This window comes from Nocardioides flavus (ex Wang et al. 2016), assembly GCF_014653115.1.
GTDB lineage: Bacteria > Actinomycetota > Actinomycetes > Propionibacteriales > Nocardioidaceae > Nocardioides > Nocardioides flavus.
The window spans coordinates 269,709-290,605 of sequence record NZ_BNAD01000004.1 but is presented as its reverse complement, the minus strand read 5'-3'; the positions used below and the strand labels follow the sequence as shown (position 1 = coordinate 290,605).

22 protein-coding genes are annotated in these 20,897 nt (G+C 72.4%); 21 read left to right on the top strand and 1 reads right to left on the bottom strand.

From position 1 onward, the window contains the following. The first annotated feature begins 64 nt into the window (after window positions 1-64). The 19 genes from IE200_RS10075 (at window position 65) to IE200_RS09985 (ending at window position 17,760) form a co-directional block, all read left to right on the top strand. Window positions 65-1,363, top strand: a complete 1,299-nt coding sequence (locus tag IE200_RS10075; protein ID WP_229856366.1) for an ammonium transporter — start codon at window positions 65-67, stop codon at window positions 1,361-1,363. Next, window positions 1,360-1,698, top strand: a complete 339-nt coding sequence (locus tag IE200_RS10070; protein ID WP_179617649.1) for a P-II family nitrogen regulator — start codon at window positions 1,360-1,362, stop codon at window positions 1,696-1,698. The genes IE200_RS10075 and IE200_RS10070 overlap by 4 nt, the downstream gene beginning before the upstream one ends. Window positions 1,699-1,735: 37 nt before the next feature. Further along, on the top strand, window positions 1,736-3,958 hold the full coding sequence (locus IE200_RS10065) for a [protein-PII] uridylyltransferase (RefSeq protein WP_191279326.1): 2,223 nt from the start codon (window positions 1,736-1,738) through the stop codon (window positions 3,956-3,958). A gap of 91 nt (window positions 3,959-4,049) precedes the next feature. Further along, window positions 4,050-5,624 (top strand): signal recognition particle protein, encoded by a 1,575-nt coding sequence (gene ffh, locus IE200_RS10060; protein WP_191279325.1) that lies wholly within the window; start codon window positions 4,050-4,052, stop codon window positions 5,622-5,624. Then, the gene (locus IE200_RS10055; RefSeq protein WP_191279324.1) at window positions 5,621-5,983 is read left to right on the top strand and encodes a hypothetical protein; all 363 of its coding nucleotides are present in this window, start codon (window positions 5,621-5,623) and stop codon (window positions 5,981-5,983) included. Before ffh ends, IE200_RS10055 begins: the two co-directional genes overlap by 4 nt. Before the next feature lie 10 nt (window positions 5,984-5,993). Next, complete coding sequence (locus IE200_RS10050; protein ID WP_191279323.1) at window positions 5,994-7,076, top strand: amidohydrolase family protein; 1,083 nt, start codon at window positions 5,994-5,996, stop codon at window positions 7,074-7,076. Window positions 7,077-7,137: 61 nt separating this feature from the next. Then, a complete protein-coding gene (locus IE200_RS10045) occupies window positions 7,138-7,794 on the top strand; it encodes a GNAT family N-acetyltransferase (RefSeq protein WP_191279322.1) in 657 nt (218 codons plus the stop codon). A gap of 168 nt (window positions 7,795-7,962) precedes the next feature. Beyond that, window positions 7,963-8,481 (top strand): 30S ribosomal protein S16, encoded by a 519-nt coding sequence (gene rpsP, locus IE200_RS10040; protein WP_191279321.1) that lies wholly within the window; start codon window positions 7,963-7,965, stop codon window positions 8,479-8,481. A 5-nt stretch (window positions 8,482-8,486) separates the two neighbouring features. Then, the gene (locus IE200_RS10035) at window positions 8,487-8,729 is read left to right on the top strand and encodes an RNA-binding protein (RefSeq protein WP_191279416.1); all 243 of its coding nucleotides are present in this window, start codon (window positions 8,487-8,489) and stop codon (window positions 8,727-8,729) included. Window positions 8,730-8,894: 165 nt separating this feature from the next. Next, window positions 8,895-9,497, top strand: a complete 603-nt coding sequence (gene rimM / locus IE200_RS10030; RefSeq protein ID WP_229856364.1) for a ribosome maturation factor RimM — start codon at window positions 8,895-8,897, stop codon at window positions 9,495-9,497. Continuing rightward, window positions 9,494-10,684, top strand: coding sequence for a tRNA (guanosine(37)-N1)-methyltransferase TrmD (gene trmD, locus IE200_RS10025; RefSeq protein WP_191279320.1), 1,191 nt, complete (start codon window positions 9,494-9,496; stop codon window positions 10,682-10,684). Before rimM ends, trmD begins: the two co-directional genes overlap by 4 nt. Before the next feature lie 207 nt (window positions 10,685-10,891). Further along, window positions 10,892-11,242 (top strand): 50S ribosomal protein L19, encoded by a 351-nt coding sequence (gene rplS, locus IE200_RS10020; RefSeq protein WP_191279319.1) that lies wholly within the window; start codon window positions 10,892-10,894, stop codon window positions 11,240-11,242. Window positions 11,243-11,374: 132 nt separating this feature from the next. After that, window positions 11,375-12,145: a signal peptidase I gene (gene lepB / locus IE200_RS10015; RefSeq protein WP_229856362.1), complete on the top strand. Its 771-nt coding sequence runs from the start codon at window positions 11,375-11,377 to the stop codon at window positions 12,143-12,145. Between the two features lie 53 nt (window positions 12,146-12,198). Beyond that, on the top strand, window positions 12,199-12,921 hold the full coding sequence (locus IE200_RS10010; protein ID WP_191279413.1) for a ribonuclease HII: 723 nt from the start codon (window positions 12,199-12,201) through the stop codon (window positions 12,919-12,921). Further along, window positions 12,918-13,226, top strand: coding sequence for a DUF2469 domain-containing protein (locus tag IE200_RS10005; RefSeq protein WP_191279318.1), 309 nt, complete (start codon window positions 12,918-12,920; stop codon window positions 13,224-13,226). The genes IE200_RS10010 and IE200_RS10005 overlap by 4 nt, the downstream gene beginning before the upstream one ends. Window positions 13,227-13,573: 347 nt before the next feature. Further along, on the top strand, window positions 13,574-13,972 hold the full coding sequence (locus IE200_RS10000) for a YraN family protein (RefSeq protein ID WP_191279317.1): 399 nt from the start codon (window positions 13,574-13,576) through the stop codon (window positions 13,970-13,972). Further along, complete coding sequence (locus IE200_RS09995) at window positions 13,972-15,576, top strand: YifB family Mg chelatase-like AAA ATPase (RefSeq protein ID WP_191279316.1); 1,605 nt, start codon at window positions 13,972-13,974, stop codon at window positions 15,574-15,576. Before IE200_RS10000 ends, IE200_RS09995 begins: the two co-directional genes overlap by 1 nt. Continuing rightward, window positions 15,573-16,769, top strand: a complete 1,197-nt coding sequence (dprA, locus tag IE200_RS09990; RefSeq protein ID WP_229856360.1) for a DNA-processing protein DprA — start codon at window positions 15,573-15,575, stop codon at window positions 16,767-16,769. Before IE200_RS09995 ends, dprA begins: the two co-directional genes overlap by 4 nt. 28 nt (window positions 16,770-16,797) lie before the next feature. After that, window positions 16,798-17,760: a tyrosine recombinase XerC gene (locus IE200_RS09985; protein ID WP_191279315.1), complete on the top strand. Its 963-nt coding sequence runs from the start codon at window positions 16,798-16,800 to the stop codon at window positions 17,758-17,760. 91 nt (window positions 17,761-17,851) lie between these two features. Here the strand turns inward: IE200_RS09985 and IE200_RS09980 are convergent, their stop codons facing one another. Next, window positions 17,852-18,445, bottom strand: a complete 594-nt coding sequence (locus tag IE200_RS09980) for a M23 family metallopeptidase (RefSeq protein ID WP_191279314.1) — start codon at window positions 18,443-18,445, stop codon at window positions 17,852-17,854. Between the two features lie 432 nt (window positions 18,446-18,877). Between IE200_RS09980 and rpsB the strand changes: the two genes are divergently transcribed. After that, window positions 18,878-19,837 carry a 30S ribosomal protein S2 gene (rpsB, locus tag IE200_RS09975; protein WP_191279313.1) on the top strand — a complete coding sequence of 320 codons (960 nt, stop codon included), beginning with the start codon at window positions 18,878-18,880 and terminating at the stop codon, window positions 19,835-19,837. 112 nt (window positions 19,838-19,949) lie between these two features. Then, complete coding sequence (gene tsf, locus IE200_RS09970) at window positions 19,950-20,762, top strand: translation elongation factor Ts (RefSeq protein WP_191279312.1); 813 nt, start codon at window positions 19,950-19,952, stop codon at window positions 20,760-20,762. The last annotated feature ends 135 nt before the right edge of the window (window positions 20,763-20,897 follow it).

The following is a 20,897-nucleotide window of genomic DNA, read 5'->3' as shown; positions in this document are numbered from 1 at the left end:
GCACCGCCATGACACCGGCGTCATGGTGCGGAGCCCACACCCACGTACGTTTCCTGGAGGTCCTGTGGACGGCTATTACGCCTTCATGCTGGTGGCGACTGCCTTCGTCCTGATGATGACGGTGCCCGCTCTGGCCCTGTTCTACGGCGGCATGTCGCGGTCGAAGTCCGTGCTCAACATGATGATGATGTCGTACGTCGCGGCCGCGATCGTCGGCATCCTGTACGTCGCCGTCGGCTGGTCGATGGGCTTCGGCGGCGACGGCACCCTGTTCGCCAACCCCTTCGAGCTGCTCTGGCTCGACGGGGTCTCGACCGGCGACTACATCTTCGTGATGTTCCAGATGACCTTCGCGATCATCACCGTCGCGCTGATCAGCGGTGCGGTCGCGGACCGGCTGAAGTTCTCCGCCTGGGTCGTCTTCGTCCCGCTGTGGGCGCTCGTCGTCTACTTCCCGATGGCCCACATGGTCTTCAGCTGCACCGACGACTCCCTCATCTGCGGCCGCATCGGCGCGCAGGACTACGCGGGCGGCACGGCCGTCCACATCAACGCCGGTGTCGCCGCGCTCGTCCTGGTGCTCCTGCTCGGCAAGCGCATCGGCTGGCCCAAGGAGCAGATGCGTCCGCACAACCTCACGCTCACCATGCTCGGCGCCGGTCTGCTCTGGATGGGCTGGTACGGGTTCAACGTCGGCTCGATCGTGTTCGGTGACGACCCGGAGACCCAGTTCCCGCTCGAGACGGGCCGCACCTTCGCGAACACCACGTTGGCGACCTTCGCCGCGATCCTCGGCTGGCTGGTCATCGAGCGCCTGCTCCACAAGAAGGCCACCTCGCTCGGCGCCGCCTCCGGCATCGTCGCGGGCCTGGTCGCGATCACCCCGGCCGCCGGTGCGGTCAACCTCTCCGGCGCGGTCGCGATCGGTCTGGTCGCCGGTGGCGTGTGCGCCTGGGCCGTGGGCCTGAAGTACAAGCTCGGCTACGACGACTCGCTCGACGTGGTCGGCGTGCACCTGGTCGGTGGCATCGTGGGCACCGTGTTGATCGGGGTCTTCTCCACCGCCGAGGGCGCCGGTGGCGTCGACGGCCTCGTCTACGGCGGTGGCGCCGGGTCGCTGGTCGACCAGGTCCTCGGCGTCGTGGTCGCCGTCATCTACTCCGGCATCCTCACCGCCGTGATCGCGCTCGCCATCAAGTACACGATCGGCCTGCGCCTCGACGAGGAGGACGAGGTCAACGGCATCGACCTGGTCGCCCACGGCGAGTCGGCGTACGACCTGCACAGCGGCAGCAGCGGCGGCGGCAGCAGCGTCCTCTCCGCGGCCACCACCACCTCCAAGACTGAAGGAGCCAGCGCATGAAGCTCGTCACCGCGGTCATCAAGCCGCACAAGTGGGAGGACGTCCGCGAGGCGCTCGAGACCTTCGGGGTCGCCGGCATGACGGTCTCCGAGGTCAGCGGCTACGGCCGGCAGAAGGGCCACACCGAGGTCTACCGCGGGGCCGAGTACGACATCGCCCTCGTGCCCAAGATCCGCATCGAGATCGTCGTCGACGACGCAGACGCCGACGACGTCGTGGGGATCATCGTGAAGACCGCGCAGACCGGGCGCATCGGTGACGGCAAGGTCTGGGTCAGCCCGGTCGACACCGTCGTACGGGTCCGCACCGGCGAGCAGGACGCGTCCGCGCTCTGATGGCGGACGTTCTCGGGACCGAGCGGACGTCGCACCCGTGACCGCAGCACGACGACAGGCCAGGGCCACCGCGGCCGACGAGCTCTGCAGGGAGGCATACGCTGCCTCCGCGGGGCCGGTCGCCGGGGTGGCCCTGGTCGCGGTCGGCGGCTACGGCCGCGGCGAGCTGGCGCCGCACTCCGACCTCGACGTCGTGCTCGTCCACGACGACGACGTCGAGATCGGCGAGCTGGGGAGCACGCTGTGGTACCCGCTCTGGGACTCCGGGCGCCGGCTCGACCACTCCGTGCGCTCGATGTCGCAGGTGCTCGAAGCGGCTGCGGACCTGCGCGTGGCCCTGGGTCTGCTCGACGCGCGGCACCTGGCCGGCGACCCCGGCCTGACCCTCCGGCTTCGCACCACGATGCTCGCCGACTGGCGTCGCCAGGCCCGCACGCGCCTGCCGGAGCTGAAGGCGATGACGCACCGGCGCCACGACGTCACCGGTGAGCTCGCGCACGTCTCCGTGCCCGACGTGAAGGAGTCCGAGGGCGGTCTCCGCGACGCCGGGGTGCTCAAGGCCATCGAGGCCAGCTGGCTCGTCGACGCCTCCACGCCCGCCCTCGAGGCGGCACGCCAGATGCTCCTCGACGTGCGCGACGAGGTGCACGACCTGGCCGGCCGGCCGAGCGACCGCATCGCGCCCGAGATGTGGGCGCCGCTGGGCGAGCGGCTCGACCTCGGGGACGCCGAGGCCGCCCAGCGCCACGTCCGGTCGCTGGGACGCAGGATCGGCCACCTGTCCCGCCTCGCCTGGCGGCGCACGGACGCAGTCATGGCACGCCCGACGGGGGAGAAGGGGCGCCGCACGCCCGCCCTCGAGCGGATCGCACCCGGCATCGCGCTGTCCCGCGGCGAGGTGGTGCTCGACGCCGGGACGGACCCAGCCGCCGACCCGACGCTGCTGCTCCGGGCCGCGGCCGAGGCCGCCGGCCGCGACGCCGTGCTCGCCCCGACCACGGCCGCTCGGCTCGTCCGCGACGGTGCTGAGCTCCCCGTCCCGTGGCCGGCCACGGCCCGCGACGCACTCGTACGCCTGCTCGCCAGCGGCCCCGGGCTGCTGCCCGTGTGGGAGACGCTCGACGAGATCGACGGCATCGAGACCTTCCTGCCGGAGTGGGAGCAGATCCGGCTGCTGCCGCACGCCTCGTCGATCCACCGCTTCACCGTGGACCGCCACGTGGTGGAGACCTGCGCCGAGGCAGGCAGGCTCATCCGCAGCGTCCGTCGGCCCGACCTGCTGCTGGTCGCCGCGCTGCTCCACGACATCGGCAAGGGGTCCCTGCACGACCACTCCGTGGCCGGCGAGCCCCTCGCGCGCAAGATCGTGGCGCGGATGGGGTTCAGCGACCTCGACGCCGAGGTGGTGGCCTCGCTCGTGCGCTGGCACCTGCTGCTCGCCGACCTGGCGACCACCCGCGACCCCGACGACCCCGCCACCATCGCCGAGCTGCTCACCCACGTGCCCGACGCGGCCAGCCTCGAGCTGCTGCGCGCGCTCACCGAGGCCGATGCCCGGGCAGCCTCGCCGGCGGCGTGGACCACGTGGCGGGCCTCGCTCGTCGACCGGCTCGCCTCCACCGCCGCCCACGCCCTCGGCGCCGAGGTAGCCCGCGCCACGCCGGCGGACCCCGTCCCCGTGCCGGACGCCGTACGCCGCGACGCAGGCGCCGTCTCGGTCGAGGTGACCCCGCACGAGGTCGGGGCGACCGTGACGGTGGTCGCCGCCGACCGGGTCGGCCTCCTCGCCGACGTCGCCGGCGGGCTCGCCGCCCTGCGGGTCCCGGTGCACGCCGCGCGGGCATGGGCGCAGGTCGACGCCGACGGGGAGTGGGGTGTCAGCGCCTGGGAGGTGCCCGACGCCTACCTCGACCCCAGCGTGGTGCGCGAGCGGATCCGCCGCGTCGTGGAGGGCACGCAGCGGATGCCCGACCTGCCCGCCCGGCCCGACGGCGAGCTGCCGCCGATCGTGGAGGTGCGCCCCGACGCCTCACGCGCCTCGCTGGTGCTCGAGATCCGCACCTCCGACCGCCCCGGCGTGGTCCACCGCGTGCTCACCACTCTCGCCGACCTGGGCCTGACGGTGGCGTCCGCCCACGTCTCCACGCTCGGGCCGCAGGCGGTCGACGTGTTCTACGTCCAGGAGGTGGGCGGCGTGCGCCCGACCGAGGAGCGTGCGGCCGCCGCGGCCCACGCGGTGCGCACCGCGCTCGGCGGCTGAGCTCCCCGGGGGTCCGGACGTTAGGCTGAGTGGCCGTACGACCCGAGATCCGCCCTGATCCACCACTCGATGCGAGGGACAGACCCACACCGTGTTCGCCACACTCTCCGACCGCCTTGCCGACACCTTCAAGAACCTGCGCGGCAAGGGCCGGCTCTCCGAGGCCGACATCGACGCCACCGCGCGCGAGATCCGCATCGCGCTGCTCGAGGCCGACGTCGCCCTGCCGGTCGTCAAGGAGTTCGTCGGCGCGGTGAAGGAGCGGGCCCGCTCCGAGGAGGTCAGCGGCGCGCTCAACCCGGCGCAGCAGATCATCAAGATCGTCCACGAGGAGCTCGTCGCGATCCTCGGCGGGGAGACCCGTCGGCTGCGCTACGCCAAGTCGGGCCCGACGGTCATCATGCTGGCCGGGCTCCAGGGTGCGGGCAAGACGACGCTCGCGGCCAAGCTCGCGCACTGGCTCAAGGAGCAGGACAAGACCCCGATGCTCGTCGCCGCGGACCTGCAGCGGCCCAACGCGGTCCAGCAGCTCCAGGTCAACGGCGAGCGCGTCGGGGTCCCGGTGTTCGCCCCCGAGCCCGGCAACGGCGTCGGCGACCCGGTCGGAGTGGCCCGTGCCTCGATCGAGGAGGCGAAGCGCAAGCTCCACGACGTCGTCATCATCGACACCGCCGGACGCCTCGGCGTCGACGCCGAGCTGATGAAGCAGGCCGCCGACATCCGTGACGCCGTGCAGCCCGACGAGGTGCTGTTCGTCGTCGACGCGATGATCGGCCAGGACGCGGTCACCACCGCGCAGGCCTTCCTCGACGGCGTCGGCTACGACGGCGTGGTGCTCACCAAGCTCGACGGCGACGCCCGCGGTGGCGCGGCGCTGTCGATCCGCTCGATCACCGGCAAGCCGGTCATGTTCGCCTCCAGCGGCGAGAAGATGACCGACTTCGACCTCTTCCACCCCGACCGAATGGCCTCGCGCATCCTCGACATGGGCGACATGCTCACCCTGATCGAGCAGGCCGAGAAGGCCTTCGACTCCGAGCAGTCGCTGAAGGCGGCCGAGAAGCTCGCGACCAAGGGCGGGTTCACCCTGGAGGACTTCCTCCAGCAGATGATGCAGATCCGCAAGCTCGGCTCGATGACCAAGATCATGGGGATGCTCCCCGGGATGGGGCAGTTCCGCGACCAGCTCGAGAACTTCGACGAGCGCGAGATCGACCGGATCCAGGCGATCATCCAGTCGATGACGCCGGCCGAGCGCGACAACCCCAAGATCATCGACGGCTCGCGGCGCGCGCGCATCGCCAAGGGATCGGGCCGCCAGGTCTCCGACGTCAACCAGCTCGTCGACCGCTTCTTCGAGGCGCGCAAGATGATGGAGCAGATGGCCCGCGGCGGCGGGGTGCCGGGCATGCCCGGGATGCCGGGCATGCCGGGCCTGGGCGGCGGCAAGCGCGCGGGTGCCAAGCAGCAGGCGAAGGGCAAGAAGGGCAAGAAGCGCGTCTCCGGCAACCCCGCCAAGGCCGCCCAGCAGAAGGCCGCCGGCAAGGCAGCGGCAGCGGACAAGGCTGCCAACCCCTTCGGCAACCCCGACGGCTCCCGGGTCGACTACGAGAAGGCCGCCGAGCAGCTCAACCTGCCCAAGGACTTCTCGCAGTTCCTCAAGTGACCTCGACACTGGTCGTCGACGCCGCCAACGTCGTCGGCTCCGTGCCCGACGGCTGGTGGAAGGACCGGGCGGGGGCGGCGCGGCGCCTCCACGAGAGGCTGCTGGTCGCCGACGTGCCGTACGACGAGATCGTGCTGGTGCTGGAGGGGCAGGCCAAGGCAGGCGTACGGGCCGGCCGGGACGCGCACGTGCGGACCGTCCATGCCTCACGCGACGGTGACGCCGAGATCCGCGAGCAGGCCCGTCGTGCCGGCGCGGCGGGGGACCGGGTGGTCGTGGTGACCGCCGACCGGGCGCTGGCCGCCAACGTCTCCCCGGCCCAGGTGCTCAGCCCCGCGTGGCTGCTCGACCGGCTGTAACGTCCCGGGCATGACCCGCCCACCTGTCCAGCGCTACCGCGGCCCCGTCCTCCCCGACGGCGAGGCACGCGACCTCTACGTCGTCGACGGCCACATCACCTACGAGCCGCAGGCCGGTGCGGACACCGCTGCCGAGGGCTGGATCGTGCCCGGGCTGGTCGACGCGCACTGCCACCTCGGTCTCGACGACTTCGGCCCCACGGACGACGCGGCCACCGAGCAGCAGGCGATCGACGACCGCGACGGGGGAGCGTTGCTGATCCGCGACGCCGGGTCGGCCGCCGACACCCGGTGGATCCACGACCGCGACGACCTGCCCCGGCTGATCCGTTGCGGACGCCACATCGCCGCGACGAAGCGCTACATCCGCAACTACGCCCACGAGGTCGAGCCCGCCGACCTCGCGACGTACGCCGCGCAGGAGGCCCGCAACGGCGACGGGTGGATCAAGCTGGTCGGCGACTGGATCTCCCGCGACGAGGGCGATCTGGCACCGTCCTTCCCGGCCGAGGCCTTCCGCGCCGCGATCGACGCCGCCCACGCCGAGGGCGCCAAGGTGACCGCACACTGCTTCGGCCACGGCGTGCTGCCCGGGCTGATCGAGGCGGGCATCGACTGCATCGAGCACGGCACCGGCCTCACCGAGGACCTCATCGACGCGATGGTCGCCCACGGCACCCGGCTCGTGCCCACGGTGATGCAGCTCGACAAGTTCCCCGAGCACGCGGCGGCCGGGCAGGAGAAGTTCCCCGCCTACGCACGGACGATGACCGACCTCTACGCCCGGATGCCCGCGACGATCATGGCGGCCTACGAGGCGGGCGTGCCCATCTACGCAGGCTCCGACGGCGGCGGCATCAGCCGGCACGGCAACATCGCCGGCGAGGTCGAGGCACTGGTGCGCATCGGCATGCCCGCGCACGACGCGCTCGGCGCGGCGAGCTGGCGTGCCCGCGAGTGGCTCGGCGTCGACGGGCTGACCGAGGGCGCGTCCGCCGACTTCGTCGTCTACGACCGCAACCCGCTCGAGGACCTGTCGGTGCTCCGTACGCCCACCGCGGTCGTGCTGCGCGGGGTCGCGGTGGGGAGCTGAGCCGCGCGGGGGTCCCGAAACCGGTGTGAGCCCTCCCGCCCCGACGTGGTGGGATGCTCCCGTGAGCGCCCTCGTCGACCTGTTCCCGCCCCTCGGCCTGCGCGTCGTCGCGGGCCCGCTCGAGCTGCGGGGGCTGACCGACGAGCTCCTCGCCGAGCTGTGCGACGTGGCGGAGGCGGGGATCCACGACCCCGACCAGATGCCGTTCTACTTCCCCTGGTCGACGGCTCCTGCCGGGGAGCTGTCGCGCAACACCGCCGCGTACCACTGGGGCAAGCGCTCGACCTTCTCGCCGGAGGAGTTCTCCCTCGACCTCGCCGTGCTCCTCGACGGCAAGGTGATCGGCAGCCAGGGAGTCGCGGCGAAGCACTTCCCGGTGACCCGCACCGGCGAGACCGGGTCCTGGCTCGGGCGCGAGTTCCAGGGCCGCGGTCTCGGGACCGTCATGCGGCAGGCGATGTGCGAGCTGCTCTTCGACCACCTCGGGTTCGAGGAGGTCACCTCCGCGGCGTTCCTCGACAACCCCGCCTCGCTCGCGGTCTCCCGCAAGGTCGGCTACCGCCCGACGACGGTGTCGCGCCTCAAGCGGCGCGAGGGCGAGCTGGCGCTCAACCAGGGCCTCGTGCTGACCCCCGACACCTTCGTCCGGCTGGGCGAGCCCGTCGAGGTCGCCGGCGCCGAGGCCGTACGTGCCTTCATCGGTCTCGACGCCGCCTGAGGGCGGATTGGTGGCACCCGGCGTACGTCTGGCAGAATCTTGCCTCGTGTCCTGCTCGCCCGGACCCTCTCATCCGGGCGACGTAGCGCCCTTCGAGTGACCAGATCCGGTGGCCCCACCTGGGGACGGTCCCTCACCCACGACAATTTCTGAGGAGACACCACAAACGTGGCCGTCAAGATTCGTTTGAAGCGCCTGGGCAAGATCCGGGTGCCGCAGTACCGCATCGTCGTCGTCGACTCGCGCAAGAAGCGCGACGGCAAGGTCCTCGAGGAGATCGGCAAGTACCACCCGAAGGAGGACCCGTCCTACATCGACGTCGTCTCCGACCGGGCCCAGTACTGGCTCGGCGTGGGCGCCCAGCCCTCCGAGGCCGTCGAGGCGATCCTCAAGGTCACCGGTGACTGGCAGAAGTTCAAGGGCCTGCCGGGCGCCGAGGGCACCCTGAAGGTCAAGGAGGCCAAGCGCTCCAAGCTCGACATCTTCAACGAGGCGCTCAAGGAGGTCTCCGCCGAGTCGAAGGGCTCCGCGACGACCGCCAAGAAGAAGGCCGAGAAGAAGACCGAGGAGCCCGCTGCCGAGGCCCCCGCCGAGGTTCCCGCCTCCGAGACCCCTGAGGGCGCCGCCGACGCCGCGGAGGCCACCGAGACGGTGACCGCCGAGGACGCCGGCAAGAGCGAGGCGTGAGCGACGTGCTGGCCGAGGCTCTCGAGCACCTGGTGCGTGGCATCGTCGACCACCCCGACGACGTCAGCGTCCGCGACAAGCAGCTGCGTCGTGGCTCGATCCTCGAGGTCCGGGTCCACCCCGACGACCTCGGCAAGGTGATCGGCCGCAACGGCCGCACCGCGACCGCCTTCCGCACAGTCGTCTCGGCCCTCGCCGGCCGCGGCGGTGCGCGGGTGGACTTCGTGGACACCGACCGGCGCCGCTGAGCACAGCGTCATCCGACGGGCGCCACCCCATGCGGGGTGGCGCCCGTCGGTCATTTCCGGCGACCTTCCAGTCCTTTGCATGCACTTCTCGGCCGTTGCAACGGGCTGGAACCCGGGCGATCACCGGGTGACCGGTGATCGCTGCGCGCCCTCTACGCTGACCCCGTGAAGGATCAGCAGCAGGGCGACATCGAGGTCGTCGTCGGCCGCATCGGCAAGCCGCACGGCATCCGGGGCGAGGTCACCCTCGACGTACGCACCGACGAGCCCGAGCGGCGCTTCGCCCCCGGCGCCACCCTGCGCGCCGAGGCCCCGGCCGGCGCCGACCGGCGCCCCTCGACGCTGACCGTGGCCCGCGCCCGCTGGCACCAGAGCACGCTGCTCGTCACCTTCGAGGAGCTGACCGACCGCAACGCCGCCGAGGCGGCCCGCGGCACCGTCCTGCACGCCACGATCGGTCGCGACGAGGCGCCCGAGGACCCGGACGAGTACTACGACCACCAGCTGGTCGGCCTCGAGGTCGTCGACCTCGACGGCACCGTGCTGGGCACCGTGAAGGCGCTCGTCCACGGCTCGGCTCAGGACCTGCTGACCGTACGGACGGCCGACGGCCGCGACGCGCTGGTGCCGTTCGTGGCGGCCCTCGTGCCCGAGGTCGACCTCGAGGCCGGGCGGCTCGTCGTCGCCGATCGCCCGGGCCTCGTCTCACCGTTCCCGGAAGAAGCCGGCGAGACCGGCGAGGCCGGCGACCGGGAGCCCCGGGCGTGAGGATCGACGTCGTCACGATCTTCCCCGACTACCTCGCGCCGCTGGAGCTGAGCCTGCCGGGCAAGGCCCGTGCCAAGGGCCTGCTCGACGTCGCCGTCCACGACCTGCGGCAGTGGACGAGCGACCGGCACCGGACCGTCGACGACACGCCCTACGGTGGCGGCGCCGGCATGGTGATGAAGCCGGAGCCGTGGGGCCGGGCGCTCGCCGAGCTCGCGCAGGGGGCCACGATCATCTTCACCACGCCGAGCGGCGAACCGTTCACCCAGGCCCTCGCCGAGGAGCTCAGCGGCCACGAGCACCTCGTCTTCGCCTGCGGCCGCTACGAGGGCATCGACCAGCGGGTGATCGAGCACGCCGCGACGATCGGGACGGTCCGCGAGATCAGCCTCGGCGACTACGTCCTCAACGGCGGCGAGGTGGCCGCGCTCGCGATCACCGAGGCCGTCGTACGCCTCCTGCCGGGCTTCATGGGCAACGCCGCGTCGCTGGTCGAGGAGTCGCACGCCGACGGGCTGCTCGAGTACCCCGTCTACACCAAGCCGGCCTCGTGGCAGGGGCGTGAGGTGCCCGAGGTGCTGCTGTCCGGCGACCACGCGCGGATCGCGGCCTGGCGCCACGAGCAGGCCGCGCGTCGTACGGCCGAGCGTCGCCCGGACCTCCTGGCGGCGACCGGCACGATCGGCGCGCTGGCCGACCTCGACGTACGCCCCGCGGTGCCCGCGGACGCGGGCGAGGTCTACACCCTGCAGCGGGCCTGCTGGCTCCAGGAGCTGGAGGCCAACCCCGGGGTGGAGATCCCGGCGCTGCGCGAGTCGCTCGACGACGTACGCCGTGGACTGGGGGAGTGGACCGTGATGGTCGCCCGGGAGCCGTCGTCGGGCCGCCTCGTCGGAGCCGTCCGCGGCCGCGTGGACACCGACCACGACCCGGCCGGCGAGTGGGACATCGGGCGGATCATGGTCGCCCCCGACCTGCAGGGCCGCCGCCTCGGTCGCGCGCTGCTCGAGCTCGTCGAGGGGCTCGCCCCGTCCGGCGTCCGGACGTTCGTGCTGTTCACGGGGGCCGGCTCGTCCGACAACCTGCGGATGTACCGGAAGGCCGGCTACCGGGTGCGCACCGACCGGGCGGCGCCGGCGGGTGCCGTGGTGCTCACCAAGCGGGCGCACGGGCGGATTTCACGCTGACGGGCGGGCTCTGGCAGACTTCACCACTGGTCTGCTCGAGGCCAGGGTCGCCCGGATGCATCCCAGGATGCGCCGCGCCGGGGACCCGTCGGACCGCACCTGCCACAGGGGGCGCGCCGGCCGGCCGCACCGGGCAGCCACCGATCCCACCACCGTTTCCATCACCCGATCCGCGGCTGACCTGTGGCACTCGCGAGGAGCACCGTCATGACCAACGTCATCGCCGACCTCGGCACCGCCATCAAGCGTGACGACGTCCCGGACTTCCGCGCCGGCGACACCATCAAGGTCCACGTGAAGGTCGTCGAGGGCAGCCGCTCTCGAGTCCAGGTCTTCCAGGGCGTCGTGATCCGCGTCCACGGGTCCGGCATCGGCCGCACCTTCACCGTCCGCAAGGTCTCCTTCGGCGTTGGTGTCGAGCGCACCTTCCCGGTCAACTCCCCGATCTTCGAGAAGATCGAGGTCGTGACCCGCGGCGACGTGCGCCGCGCCAAGCTCTACTACCTGCGCAACCTGCGCGGCAAGGCCGCCAAGATCAAGGAGCGCCGCGAGGCGTGAGCTCGGCCCGCGCGCCGCGGCGCGCAGGACCGACCAGGGACTCGTTAGTCTCTGCGAGTGACTTCTGACGACCGTGGTTCCACGTCTGTCTCGATGGACGGGGAGCCACGGTCGTCGCGTCAAGGGGAGCCGGTGGGGGATGACGTGGTGAGCGGTGGCGACGAGCAGCGGTCGCGTCGCAGCAAGCGCAAGCAGCTGCCGCTGTGGCAAGAGACGATCCTGCTGCTCGGTGTTGCCCTGGTGCTGGCGGTGGTCATCAAGACCTTCTTCGTGCAGGCCTTCTACATCCCGTCGGAGTCGATGGAGCCCGGCCTGATCCTCAACGACCGGATCCTCATCGAGAAGGTCTCCTACTGGGGTGAGGAGACCCCCGAGCGCGGCGACGTCGTGGTCTTCAAGGACCCGGGCGGCTGGCTGCCGCCGATCGACTCCGCCGGCCCGACGAACCCGGTCGCGAAGGTGATGGCCAGGATCGGCCTCTACCCGACCGGCGGGCACCTGGTGAAGCGCGTGATCGGCGTCGAGGGCGACACGATCGAGTGCTGCGACGACCGGGGCCGCCTCCTGGTCAACGGTCAGCCGCTCGCGGAGGCCGACTACGTCAAGCGTGGGGGCGCGGCGTGCAACGGTCCGATGCCCACCAACGGCGCGTGCGACGAGAAGTGGTCGGTCGGCCCGATCCCCGACGGCCACGTCTTCGTGATGGGCGACAACCGGTCGCGCTCGGCCGACTCCTCGCAGAAGATGTGCCAGTCCGACGAGACCGAGTGCGTCCCCGGCGACGAGTTCGTCCCGGTCGACCTGGTCGTCGGCAAGGTGTTCGTCCTCCTCTGGCCCGCCGACCGCTTCCGCTGGGACACCCGTCCGGCCACGTTCGAGGACGTGCCGGACCCGGCACCGTGACGCTGCCGTCCGACCTGTCGCCTGACCTGCCGCCCGAGCCCCTCCCGGGCGGCATGACCGTACGCCGTGACGCCGGGATCTACGGCTACGAGCGGGCACTGCGCCGGGCCGGACTCGAGCCGATCGCGGGCGTCGACGAGGCGGGTCGGGGCGCGTGCGCGGGTCCGCTGGTGGCCGGGGCGGTGATCCTCCCGCCGGGGAGGGCCGGGATCGTCCCGGGCCTGGCGGACAGCAAGCTGTTGACCGAGGCCGCGCGTGAGCGGGTCTACGCCCAGGTCGTACGGCGGGCGCTGGCGTGGTCGGTCGTGGTCATCGACAACGAGGAGTGCGACCGCCTCGGGATGCACGTCGCCAACCTCGAGGCGCTGCGCCGCGCCGTCGCCCGCCTCTCGACGCGCCCGTCGTACGTCCTCACCGACGGATTCCCCGTCGACGGGCTCGGGGTCCCGGGCCTCGCGGTGTGGAAGGGTGACCGCGTCGCCGCCTGCATCGCCGCCGCCTCCGTGGTCGCCAAGGTGACCCGCGACCGGCTGATGGTCGGCCTCCACGACGACTGGCCGGCCTACGACTTCCGCACCCACAAGGGCTACATCACCGCCGAGCACGAGGCCGCGCTCGCCGCGCACGGCCCCTCGCCGGTCCACCGGATGCGCTTCGTCAACGTACGCCGCGCGGCGGGTCTCGAGCCCGCGCCGGCTCCGGCGCTGGCGCCGGCCACTAGTGTCGGTCAGGACCAGCCGGTCCGGGGGAGCGACACCGTGGAGGAGGACGCATGAGCGCCGAGGATCTCGAGAAGTACGAGACCGAGATGGAGCTCACCCTCTATCGCGAGTACCGCGACGTCGTGGGCATCTTCAAGTACGTCGTGGAGACCGACCGTCGCTTCTACCTGTGCAACCAGGTCGACGTGAAGGCCCGCTCGGAGAGCGGCGACGTCTTCTTCGAGGTCTCGATGAGCGACGCGTGGGTGTGGGACATGTACCGGCCGGCCCGCTTCGCCAAGAACGTGAAGGTGCTGACCTTCAAGGACGTCAACGTCGAGGAGCTCGCGCCCCGGGAGATCGACCCGCCCAAGGACTGACGCGGGCCGGTCGCGGGGCTCGTCCGACCCGGTCGCGGATTCCCCGCTCGAGCGGGGAATCCGACTCCTGGTGGCCGTTGCAACCCCCTCCAGGAGTCAGGACACCCCTCCAAGTCGTCCCGATGCGCGCGCGTGCCCTCCTCCGTACGGCTCGAGCTGGGTGACGTACGACGTGGTCGCGGGGGCCGTGTGTGGCCGGGGGAGCACGGGGTCGTGGGCCGCTAATCGTCCACAGGACGCCCGTCCAGACCCTTCTCCACAGGAGGTCGCGTCCGTCCGCCACGGTCGTCGGTACGTCGCGGTGTGCTGGTGCCTTCCCGATCCGCTCGACCCGGAAGGCACCCACGATGGCCCGACTTGCCGCCTCTCCCTTCACCCGCGACCCCGCCGCCGAGCGCAGGCGCCTGCTGGGCCAGCGCGGGGAAGCCCTCGCCGCGCGGCACCTGGCGGGCCTCGGCATGGAGGTGGTCGACCGCAATTGGCGCTGCGACGCCGGAGAGATCGACCTCGTGCTCCGAGACGGGCGGGTGCTCGTGGTCTGCGAGGTCAAGACGCGCACCTCGACCGCCTACGGCTCACCGCTCGAGGCGATCGACCAGCGCAAGGTCGACCGGCTGCGCCGCCTCGCCGCGCGGTGGCTGCGGACCCACGACTGCCACCCCGACGACGTCCGCATCGACATGGTCGGGGTCCTGGCGCCGCCCGGGATGCCGGTCGAGATCGAGCACGTCGAGGGGGTCGGCTGATGGCCTTCGCGACGGCCCGCTCCCTGGCCCTGAAGGGCGCCGACGGCCACGTGATCGACGTACAGGTCGACGTCTCGCCCGGCGTCGTCGGCACCACGCTGGTGGGACGCGTCGACAAGAGCCTGTCCGAGGCCCGCGACCGCGTGCGGATGGCGATCAACAACGACTGCGGACGCTGGCCCGCGACCAAACGGGTCACGGTCCTGCTCTCCCCGGCCGACCTGCCCAAGGGCGGCACCCACTACGACCTCGCGATCGCGGTCGCCGTGCTGGCCGCCGACACGTCCTGCAAGGACCTCACCGCCGATCTGCTCGACGGTTGGGCGTTCGTCGGGGAGCTCTCCGTCTCGGGCGGCCTGCGACCGGTCCCGGGCGTGCTCCCGATGGTGATCGCAGCCGCGGCCCACGGACTCACGCGCGTCTTCGTGCCGGAGCCGCAGGCGGCCGAGGCCTCGCTCGTGCCGGGCATGACGGTCTTCGGGGTGAGGTCGCTCGCCCAGGTGTCGGCGGTCCTGCGCGGGGCGGAGGTCCCCGAGGCGTCGCCAGTGGTCGCCCCGTCGGCGAGTCCCCTCGCGACCTGGCGCGGCGAGGACCGGCTGGCCGGGGTCGACATGCGTGACGTCGACGGCCTCGACGACGTGCGCTACGCGGTGGAGGTCGCCGCCGCCGGCGGACACCCGCTGATGCTGGTCGGTCCGCGCGGGTCCGGGAAGACGTCGCTCGCCGAGCGGATCCCGACGATCCTGCCCGACCTCACGACCGAGCAGTCGCTCGAGGTGACCGCGCTGCACTCGGTCGCCGGCACCCTGCCCGACGGGTCGGGGCTGCTGCGGCGCCCCCCGTGGTACGCGCCGCACCACTCGGCCACCGGGGCCAGCGTGCTGGGCGGGGGCACCGGCCGGGTGCGACCGGGCCAGGTCAGCCTGGCCCATCACGGCGTGCTCTTCCTCGACGAGTTCCCGCACTTCCGCGCCGACGTGGTGGAGGCGATGCGGCAGCCGCTCGAGTCCGGCGAGGTGACCATCGCGCGGGGCGAGGAGTCCGCGACCTATCCCGCCAGGTCGCTCGTCGTCCTGGCGGCCAACTCGTGCCCGTGCGGCAACTACCACGCGCAGTCGGGCGGCAGCTGCGAGTGCAGCGCCGTGCAGCGCCAGCACTACCTGCGCAAGCTCAGCGGACCGATCGTCGACCGCGTCGACATCTGGATGGAGGTACGTCCCCAGCCGCGGCTGCCGGACGTCGACTGGGCGCCGGCCAAGGAGTCGTCGGCCGACGTGCGCGCCCGCGTGGCCGAGGCTCGGGAGCGGCAGGCGCGCCGCTACCGCGACTGCGCCTGGGCGATCAACGCAGGGGTGCCCGGGCCCGTTCTCGAGGAGCGGTGGCCGCTGTCGCGGGCGGCGCGGCATCACGTGGACGGCGCTCTCGCCACCGGGCAGATCACCCGCCGCGGACTCACCCGCGTCCACCGGTTGGCCTGGACGGTCGCCGACTGCGCGGGTGAGCCCGGGCCGGGGGAGCACGAGGCGCTCGTGGCGCTCGCCCTGCGCTCGACCGACCCGGCCACGAGCCTGGCTGCCGCCATCGTCACGGTGGCCGCCTCGTGAGCGCGCTGCGCTCCGTCGGAGGCGCCGCGACGGCTGCGACGGAGGCCGACCGGCTCGCCCGCGTCACCCTGAGCGTGGCGGTGGAGCCCGGCGACATCACCACCTCGCGGCTCGTCCGCGACCTCGGTCCGCAGCGAGCGCTGTCCCAGCAGCTGGTGCCCAAGCCGGGCAGCGGCCTGGCCGAGCGGCTCGCCGAGGTGGATCCGGCGCGCCACCTCGAGCAGGCCGAGCGCAAGGGCATCCGTTTCCTGGTGCCCGGTGACGCCGAGTGGCCCGCCGGCCTCGACGACCTCGACCAGGTCGACCAGCTCGACCACCGGTGCCGCACCGGCGACGATCCGGACGTCGCGGAGCCCGTGACCTTCGGAGGCACCCCGCCGGGGATCTGGGTGCGCGGCCCGATGCCCCTGACCGAGCTGGTCGGCTCCGTGGCGGTGGTCGGGTCACGCAGCGCCTCGGTCTACGGCGTGGAGACAGCTCGCGCCATCGCGGGGCACCTCGCCCTGTCCGGCGTGCCGGTCGTCTCCGGCGGTGCCCTCGGGATCGACTTCGTCGCGCACGACGCAGCGCTGCGGGCCGGTGGAGCGACGGCTGCGGTGCTCGCGTGCGGCGTGGATCGCGTGTACCCCGAGAAGAACCGCGCCCTGCTGGCCCACCTCGCCGCCGAGTACGCCGTGGTGTCCGAGCAGCCTCCGGGGTCCGGGCCGACGCAGCTGCGCTTCCTGGCCCGCAACCGCCTCATCGCGGCGCTCACCTGCGGCACGGTGCTGGTGGAGGCGGCGCTGCGCAGCGGCGCTCTCAACACGGTCGGCTGGGCCGAGCAGATGAGCCGGTCCGTCATGGGGGTGCCCGGCCCCGTCACGAGCTACACCTCCGCCGGGGTGCACCAGTGCCTGCGCCGCGGCGGCGCCACGCTCGTGACGCAGGGCAGTGAGGTGCTCGAGGTGGTCGGGCGTGCTGGGGAGCACCTCGTCGAGGTGCCGCGCGGCCCGGAGCGCCCTCGCGACCGGTTGAGCGCGGTCGAGCGCCGGGTGCTCGAGCAGGTGCCGCCCGCGGCGCCCGCCGCCGTGGATGCCGTCGCGAGCCTGAGCCTGCTCCATGTCCGCGACACGATGGGCGCCCTGAGCCGGCTCGAGGCGAAGGGCTTCGTCGTCCGCGAGGACGGGGGGTGGCGACTCGCAGGTGCCGGGTGAACGGCTCCCACACGCCTACGATGCCACGGTGAGCGACAGCAGCGCCGGGGCCGGCGAGGAGGCGGCCGACCGGGACGACCTGCCCGAGAGCCTGATCCGGTTGCTCGGTGACTACGAGCGCCACCTCGTCTCGGAGCGCGACCTCGCCCCGCACACCGTCCGCGCCTACCTCGGCGACGTCCGCGGGCTGCTCGAGCACTGCGGACGGCTGGGCATCGGCGACGTCGCCGACCTGGACCTGCGTACGCTCCGCAGCTGGTTGGCCAGGCTGCAGACCACCGGCCGCAGCCGTACGACCATCGCGCGCCGAGCCACGGCGGCGCGGGTCTTCACCGCGTGGCTGCACCGGACCGGCCGGGTCGCGACCGATCCGGGGGCCGCCCTCGGCTCCCCCAAGAAGCACAAGACCCTCCCGCCCGTGCTGCGTGCCGACGAGGCGGAGGCGCTGATCAGGTCCGCGGCCGCCCTCGCGGACGACGGCACGGCCGTCGGCCTGCGTGACGTCGCGATGCTCGAGCTGCTCTACGCCACCGGGATCCGCGTCGGTGAGCTGGTCGGGCTCGACATCGACGACGTCGACGACGAGCGGCGCGTCGTACGCGTCTTCGGCAAGGGGCGCAAGGAGCGGTCGGTGCCCTACGGCGCCCCCGCCGGCCGTGCGGTCGACCGCTGGCTCGCGAGCGGACGCCCAGCGCTGAGGGGCGACGGATCAGGTGCTGCCCTCTTCCTCGGCGTGCGCGGCCGGCGGATCGACCAGCGGGCCGTCCGTGACCTCGTCCACCGCCGCATCGCCGACGTCCCTGGCGCGCCGGACATCGGGCCGCACGGGCTGCGGCACACCGCCGCGACCCACCTGCTCGAGGGCGGGGCCGACCTGCGCTCGGTCCAGGAGCTCCTCGGCCACGCCTCGCTCGCCACCACCCAGCTCTACACCCACGTCACCACCGACCGGTTGCGCAGGGCCTACCAGCAGGCCCACCCGCGGGCCTGAGCGGACAGGCGCCAGCGGATCCGCTGATCATGGTCGGGTGAGCCGCGCCCTCGAGAGACGAGGCGGCGACGGGCTCGTACCGAGAGCGGGATCAGACCAGCCAGTCCGCCGGGCGGCGCCAGCCTGACAGCGGGGGAGTCCAGGGCAGGCGCGGGGCTGCCGGCTCGTCGCGCCAGAGCGGCAGCAACCGGACGGGTCCGCCCCCGACGAGGGTGAGCGGGTCGACGTACTCCTCGTCCGCGCCGCTGCCCACGATCAGGCCCCAGTGCAGGCACGCCGCCGGGAAGCAGTGGCTGTCGGTGACCACGAGCCGGCCGAGGACCTCGCCCGCGACCACGGCCTCTCCGCGCGCGACGGAGGCCACGACCGGCTCGTAGGTCGTGCGCCGGCCACCGTGCAGGACCGTCACGACGAGCTTGCCGCCGATCGAACCCGCGAAGCCGACCGTCCCCGGCAGGGCAGCGCGCACCGCCTGGCCCGGCGAGCCGGCGAGGTCGGCGCCGCGGTGGCCGGAGGCGTACGGGTGCGGGGGCGGCTCGAAGCCGCGGACCACGTCCGGCTCGGGGATCAGCGGCCACGTGCCGTCCCCGGCGGACGAGGAGGCGGCGGCGACCGGACCCAGGAGAAGGGCCTGGAGCAGGCACGGGAGGGCGGCGACCACGAGGCTCGTGACAGGGGTACGCATCGGCCGATCGTCGCCCGAACACGTGCTCGTCGCGACGTACGCTCGACGTTCCTGTGGACGACGCCGCGGCGTGTGGGGCTGTGGACGCTCCGTGGCCGCGGATCCGGGCGCCGCGACCCTTGTGACACTGGTCCCACACGGATTCGCCCGTGCAGGAACCGAGGGCCTACGATGTGCGGAGCAGTCCACCCGGACTGACTTCGCACGCTCGCAGACCGCGTCGGAATGCATCCCTGGTTCCGGACCATCCGTGGGCGTCGGTCCTCAGTTCCCGCCAGCTCCATCGGTGCGGATCGGACCGGCGTGTGGGCGTCAGGGCACCCGGCACCCGTCGGGCGCAGCAACTGAAGACAACAGGAGCAACACTCCCGGTCCGGTCTGTCTCAAGGTCGGGCACATCGGTGAGCGTGCTCCGCAACAACAGGAGAACCCATGGCAGTCGTCACCATGCGCCAGCTGCTCGAGAGCGGCGTCCACTTCGGTCACCAGACCCGTCGCTGGAACCCCAAGATGAAGCGCTTCATCATGACCGAGCGCAACGGCATCTACATCATCGACCTGCAGCAGTCGCTCGCCTACATCGACCGCTCGTACGCCTTCGTCAAGGAGACCGTCGCCAAGGGCGGCGTCATCATGTTCGTCGGCACCAAGAAGCAGGCCCAGGAGGCCATCGCCGAGCAGGCGACGCGCGTCGGGATGCCCTACGTCAACCAGCGCTGGCTGGGCGGCATGCTCACCAACTTCCAGACCGTGCACCAGCGGATCAACCGCCTCAAGGAGCTCGACGACGTCGACTTCGACACCGTCGCCGGTTCGGGTCGCACCAAGAAGGAGCTCCTGCAGATGAAGCGGGAGCACGCCAAGCTCGAGAAGACCCTCGGCGGCATCCGCGAGATGTCCAAGGTCCCCTCCGCGGTGTGGATCGTCGACACCAACAAGGAGCACCTGGCCGTCGAGGAGGCGCGCAAGCTCCGGATCCCGATCATCGGCATCCTCGACTCCAACTGCGACCCCGACCTCGTCGACTTCCCGATCCCGGGCAACGACGACGCCATCCGCGCGGTCGGCCTGCTGACCCGCGTGGTCGCCGACGCCGTCGCCGAGGGCCTCGTGGCCCGTTCCGGCGCGAAGGCCACCGAGGGCGACGAGACCGTCGGCGCCGAGGAGCCCCTCGCCGAGTGGGAGCGCGAGCTCCTGCAGGGTGACGCCGAGAAGACGGCCGCTGCCGCCACCGGCGACGCCGCCGCCGAGACCCCGGCCTCCGAGGCCACCGGTGCCGCTGCGGAGGCCCCGCAGGCCGAGGCCGCCGCCGAGGCTGCGACCGACGCCCCCGCCGAGGCTCCTGCCGACGAGGCGCCCGCCGCCGAGGCCGAGGCCGCCAAGCAGGACTGACCCGGTACGCCGGCCGCGGACCCCGGTCCGCGGCCGGCACCCCGTGTCGTCCCACCGCTCCGGCTCGTGGAGCCGGACGCAGAACTCCCTCTGGATCGAAGGAAGAAGGACCATGGCCAACTTCACCGCTGCCGACGTCAAGAAGCTCCGTGAGCTGACCCAGGCCGGGATGATGGACTGCAAGAAGGCGCTGACCGAGACGGACGGCGACTTCGACAAGGCCGTCGAGCTGCTCCGCGTCAAGGGCGCCGCCAAGGCCGCCGCCCGCGGCGCCGAGCGCGAGACCGCCGCCGGTCTCGTCGCCACTGCCGGCAACGCGCTGGTCGAGCTCAAGAGCGAGACCGACTTCGTCGCCAAGAACGAGGACTTCATCGCCAAGGCGCAGCAGATCGCCGAGGTGGCCGACCAGGTGAAGGCCACCGACACCGCTGCCCTCAAGGCCGCCGAGCTCGACGGCAAGACCGTCGGCGAGGTCGTGGAGGACCTGGCCATCACCATCGGCGAGAAGATCGAGCTGGGCGAGGTCGCCTACTTCGAGGGCACCACCGTCACCTACATGCACAAGCGTGCCGCCGACCTGCCCCCCGCCGTGGGCGTGCTGGTGGAGTTCGAGGGTGACGAGGCGGCTGCCCGCGGCGCTGCGATGCAGATCGCGGCCATGAAGGCCCAGTACCTCACCCGCGACGAGGTCCCGGCCGACGTCGTGGAGTCCGAGCGCTCGATCGCCGAGCAGAAGACCCGCGAGGAGGGCAAGCCCGAGCAGGCGATCGCCAAGATCGTCGAGGGTCGCCTCGGTGGCTTCTTCAAGGAGATCGTCCTGCTCGAGCAGGAGTCGGTCACCGAGTCCAAGAAGTCGGTCAAGGCCGTCCTGGACGAGGCCGGCACCACCGTGAAGCGGTTCGCCCGTTTCGAGGTCGGCGCCTGACGCCACGCTCCACCTGATCACCGACGAGGGGTCGTACGCCACGGCGTACGGCCCCTCGTCGCGTCCCGGGGCACAGGCCGACGGGTGCGGGTTCGACCCCCGGCACCACGGGCCGGTAGGTTTCGGCTGACCCAC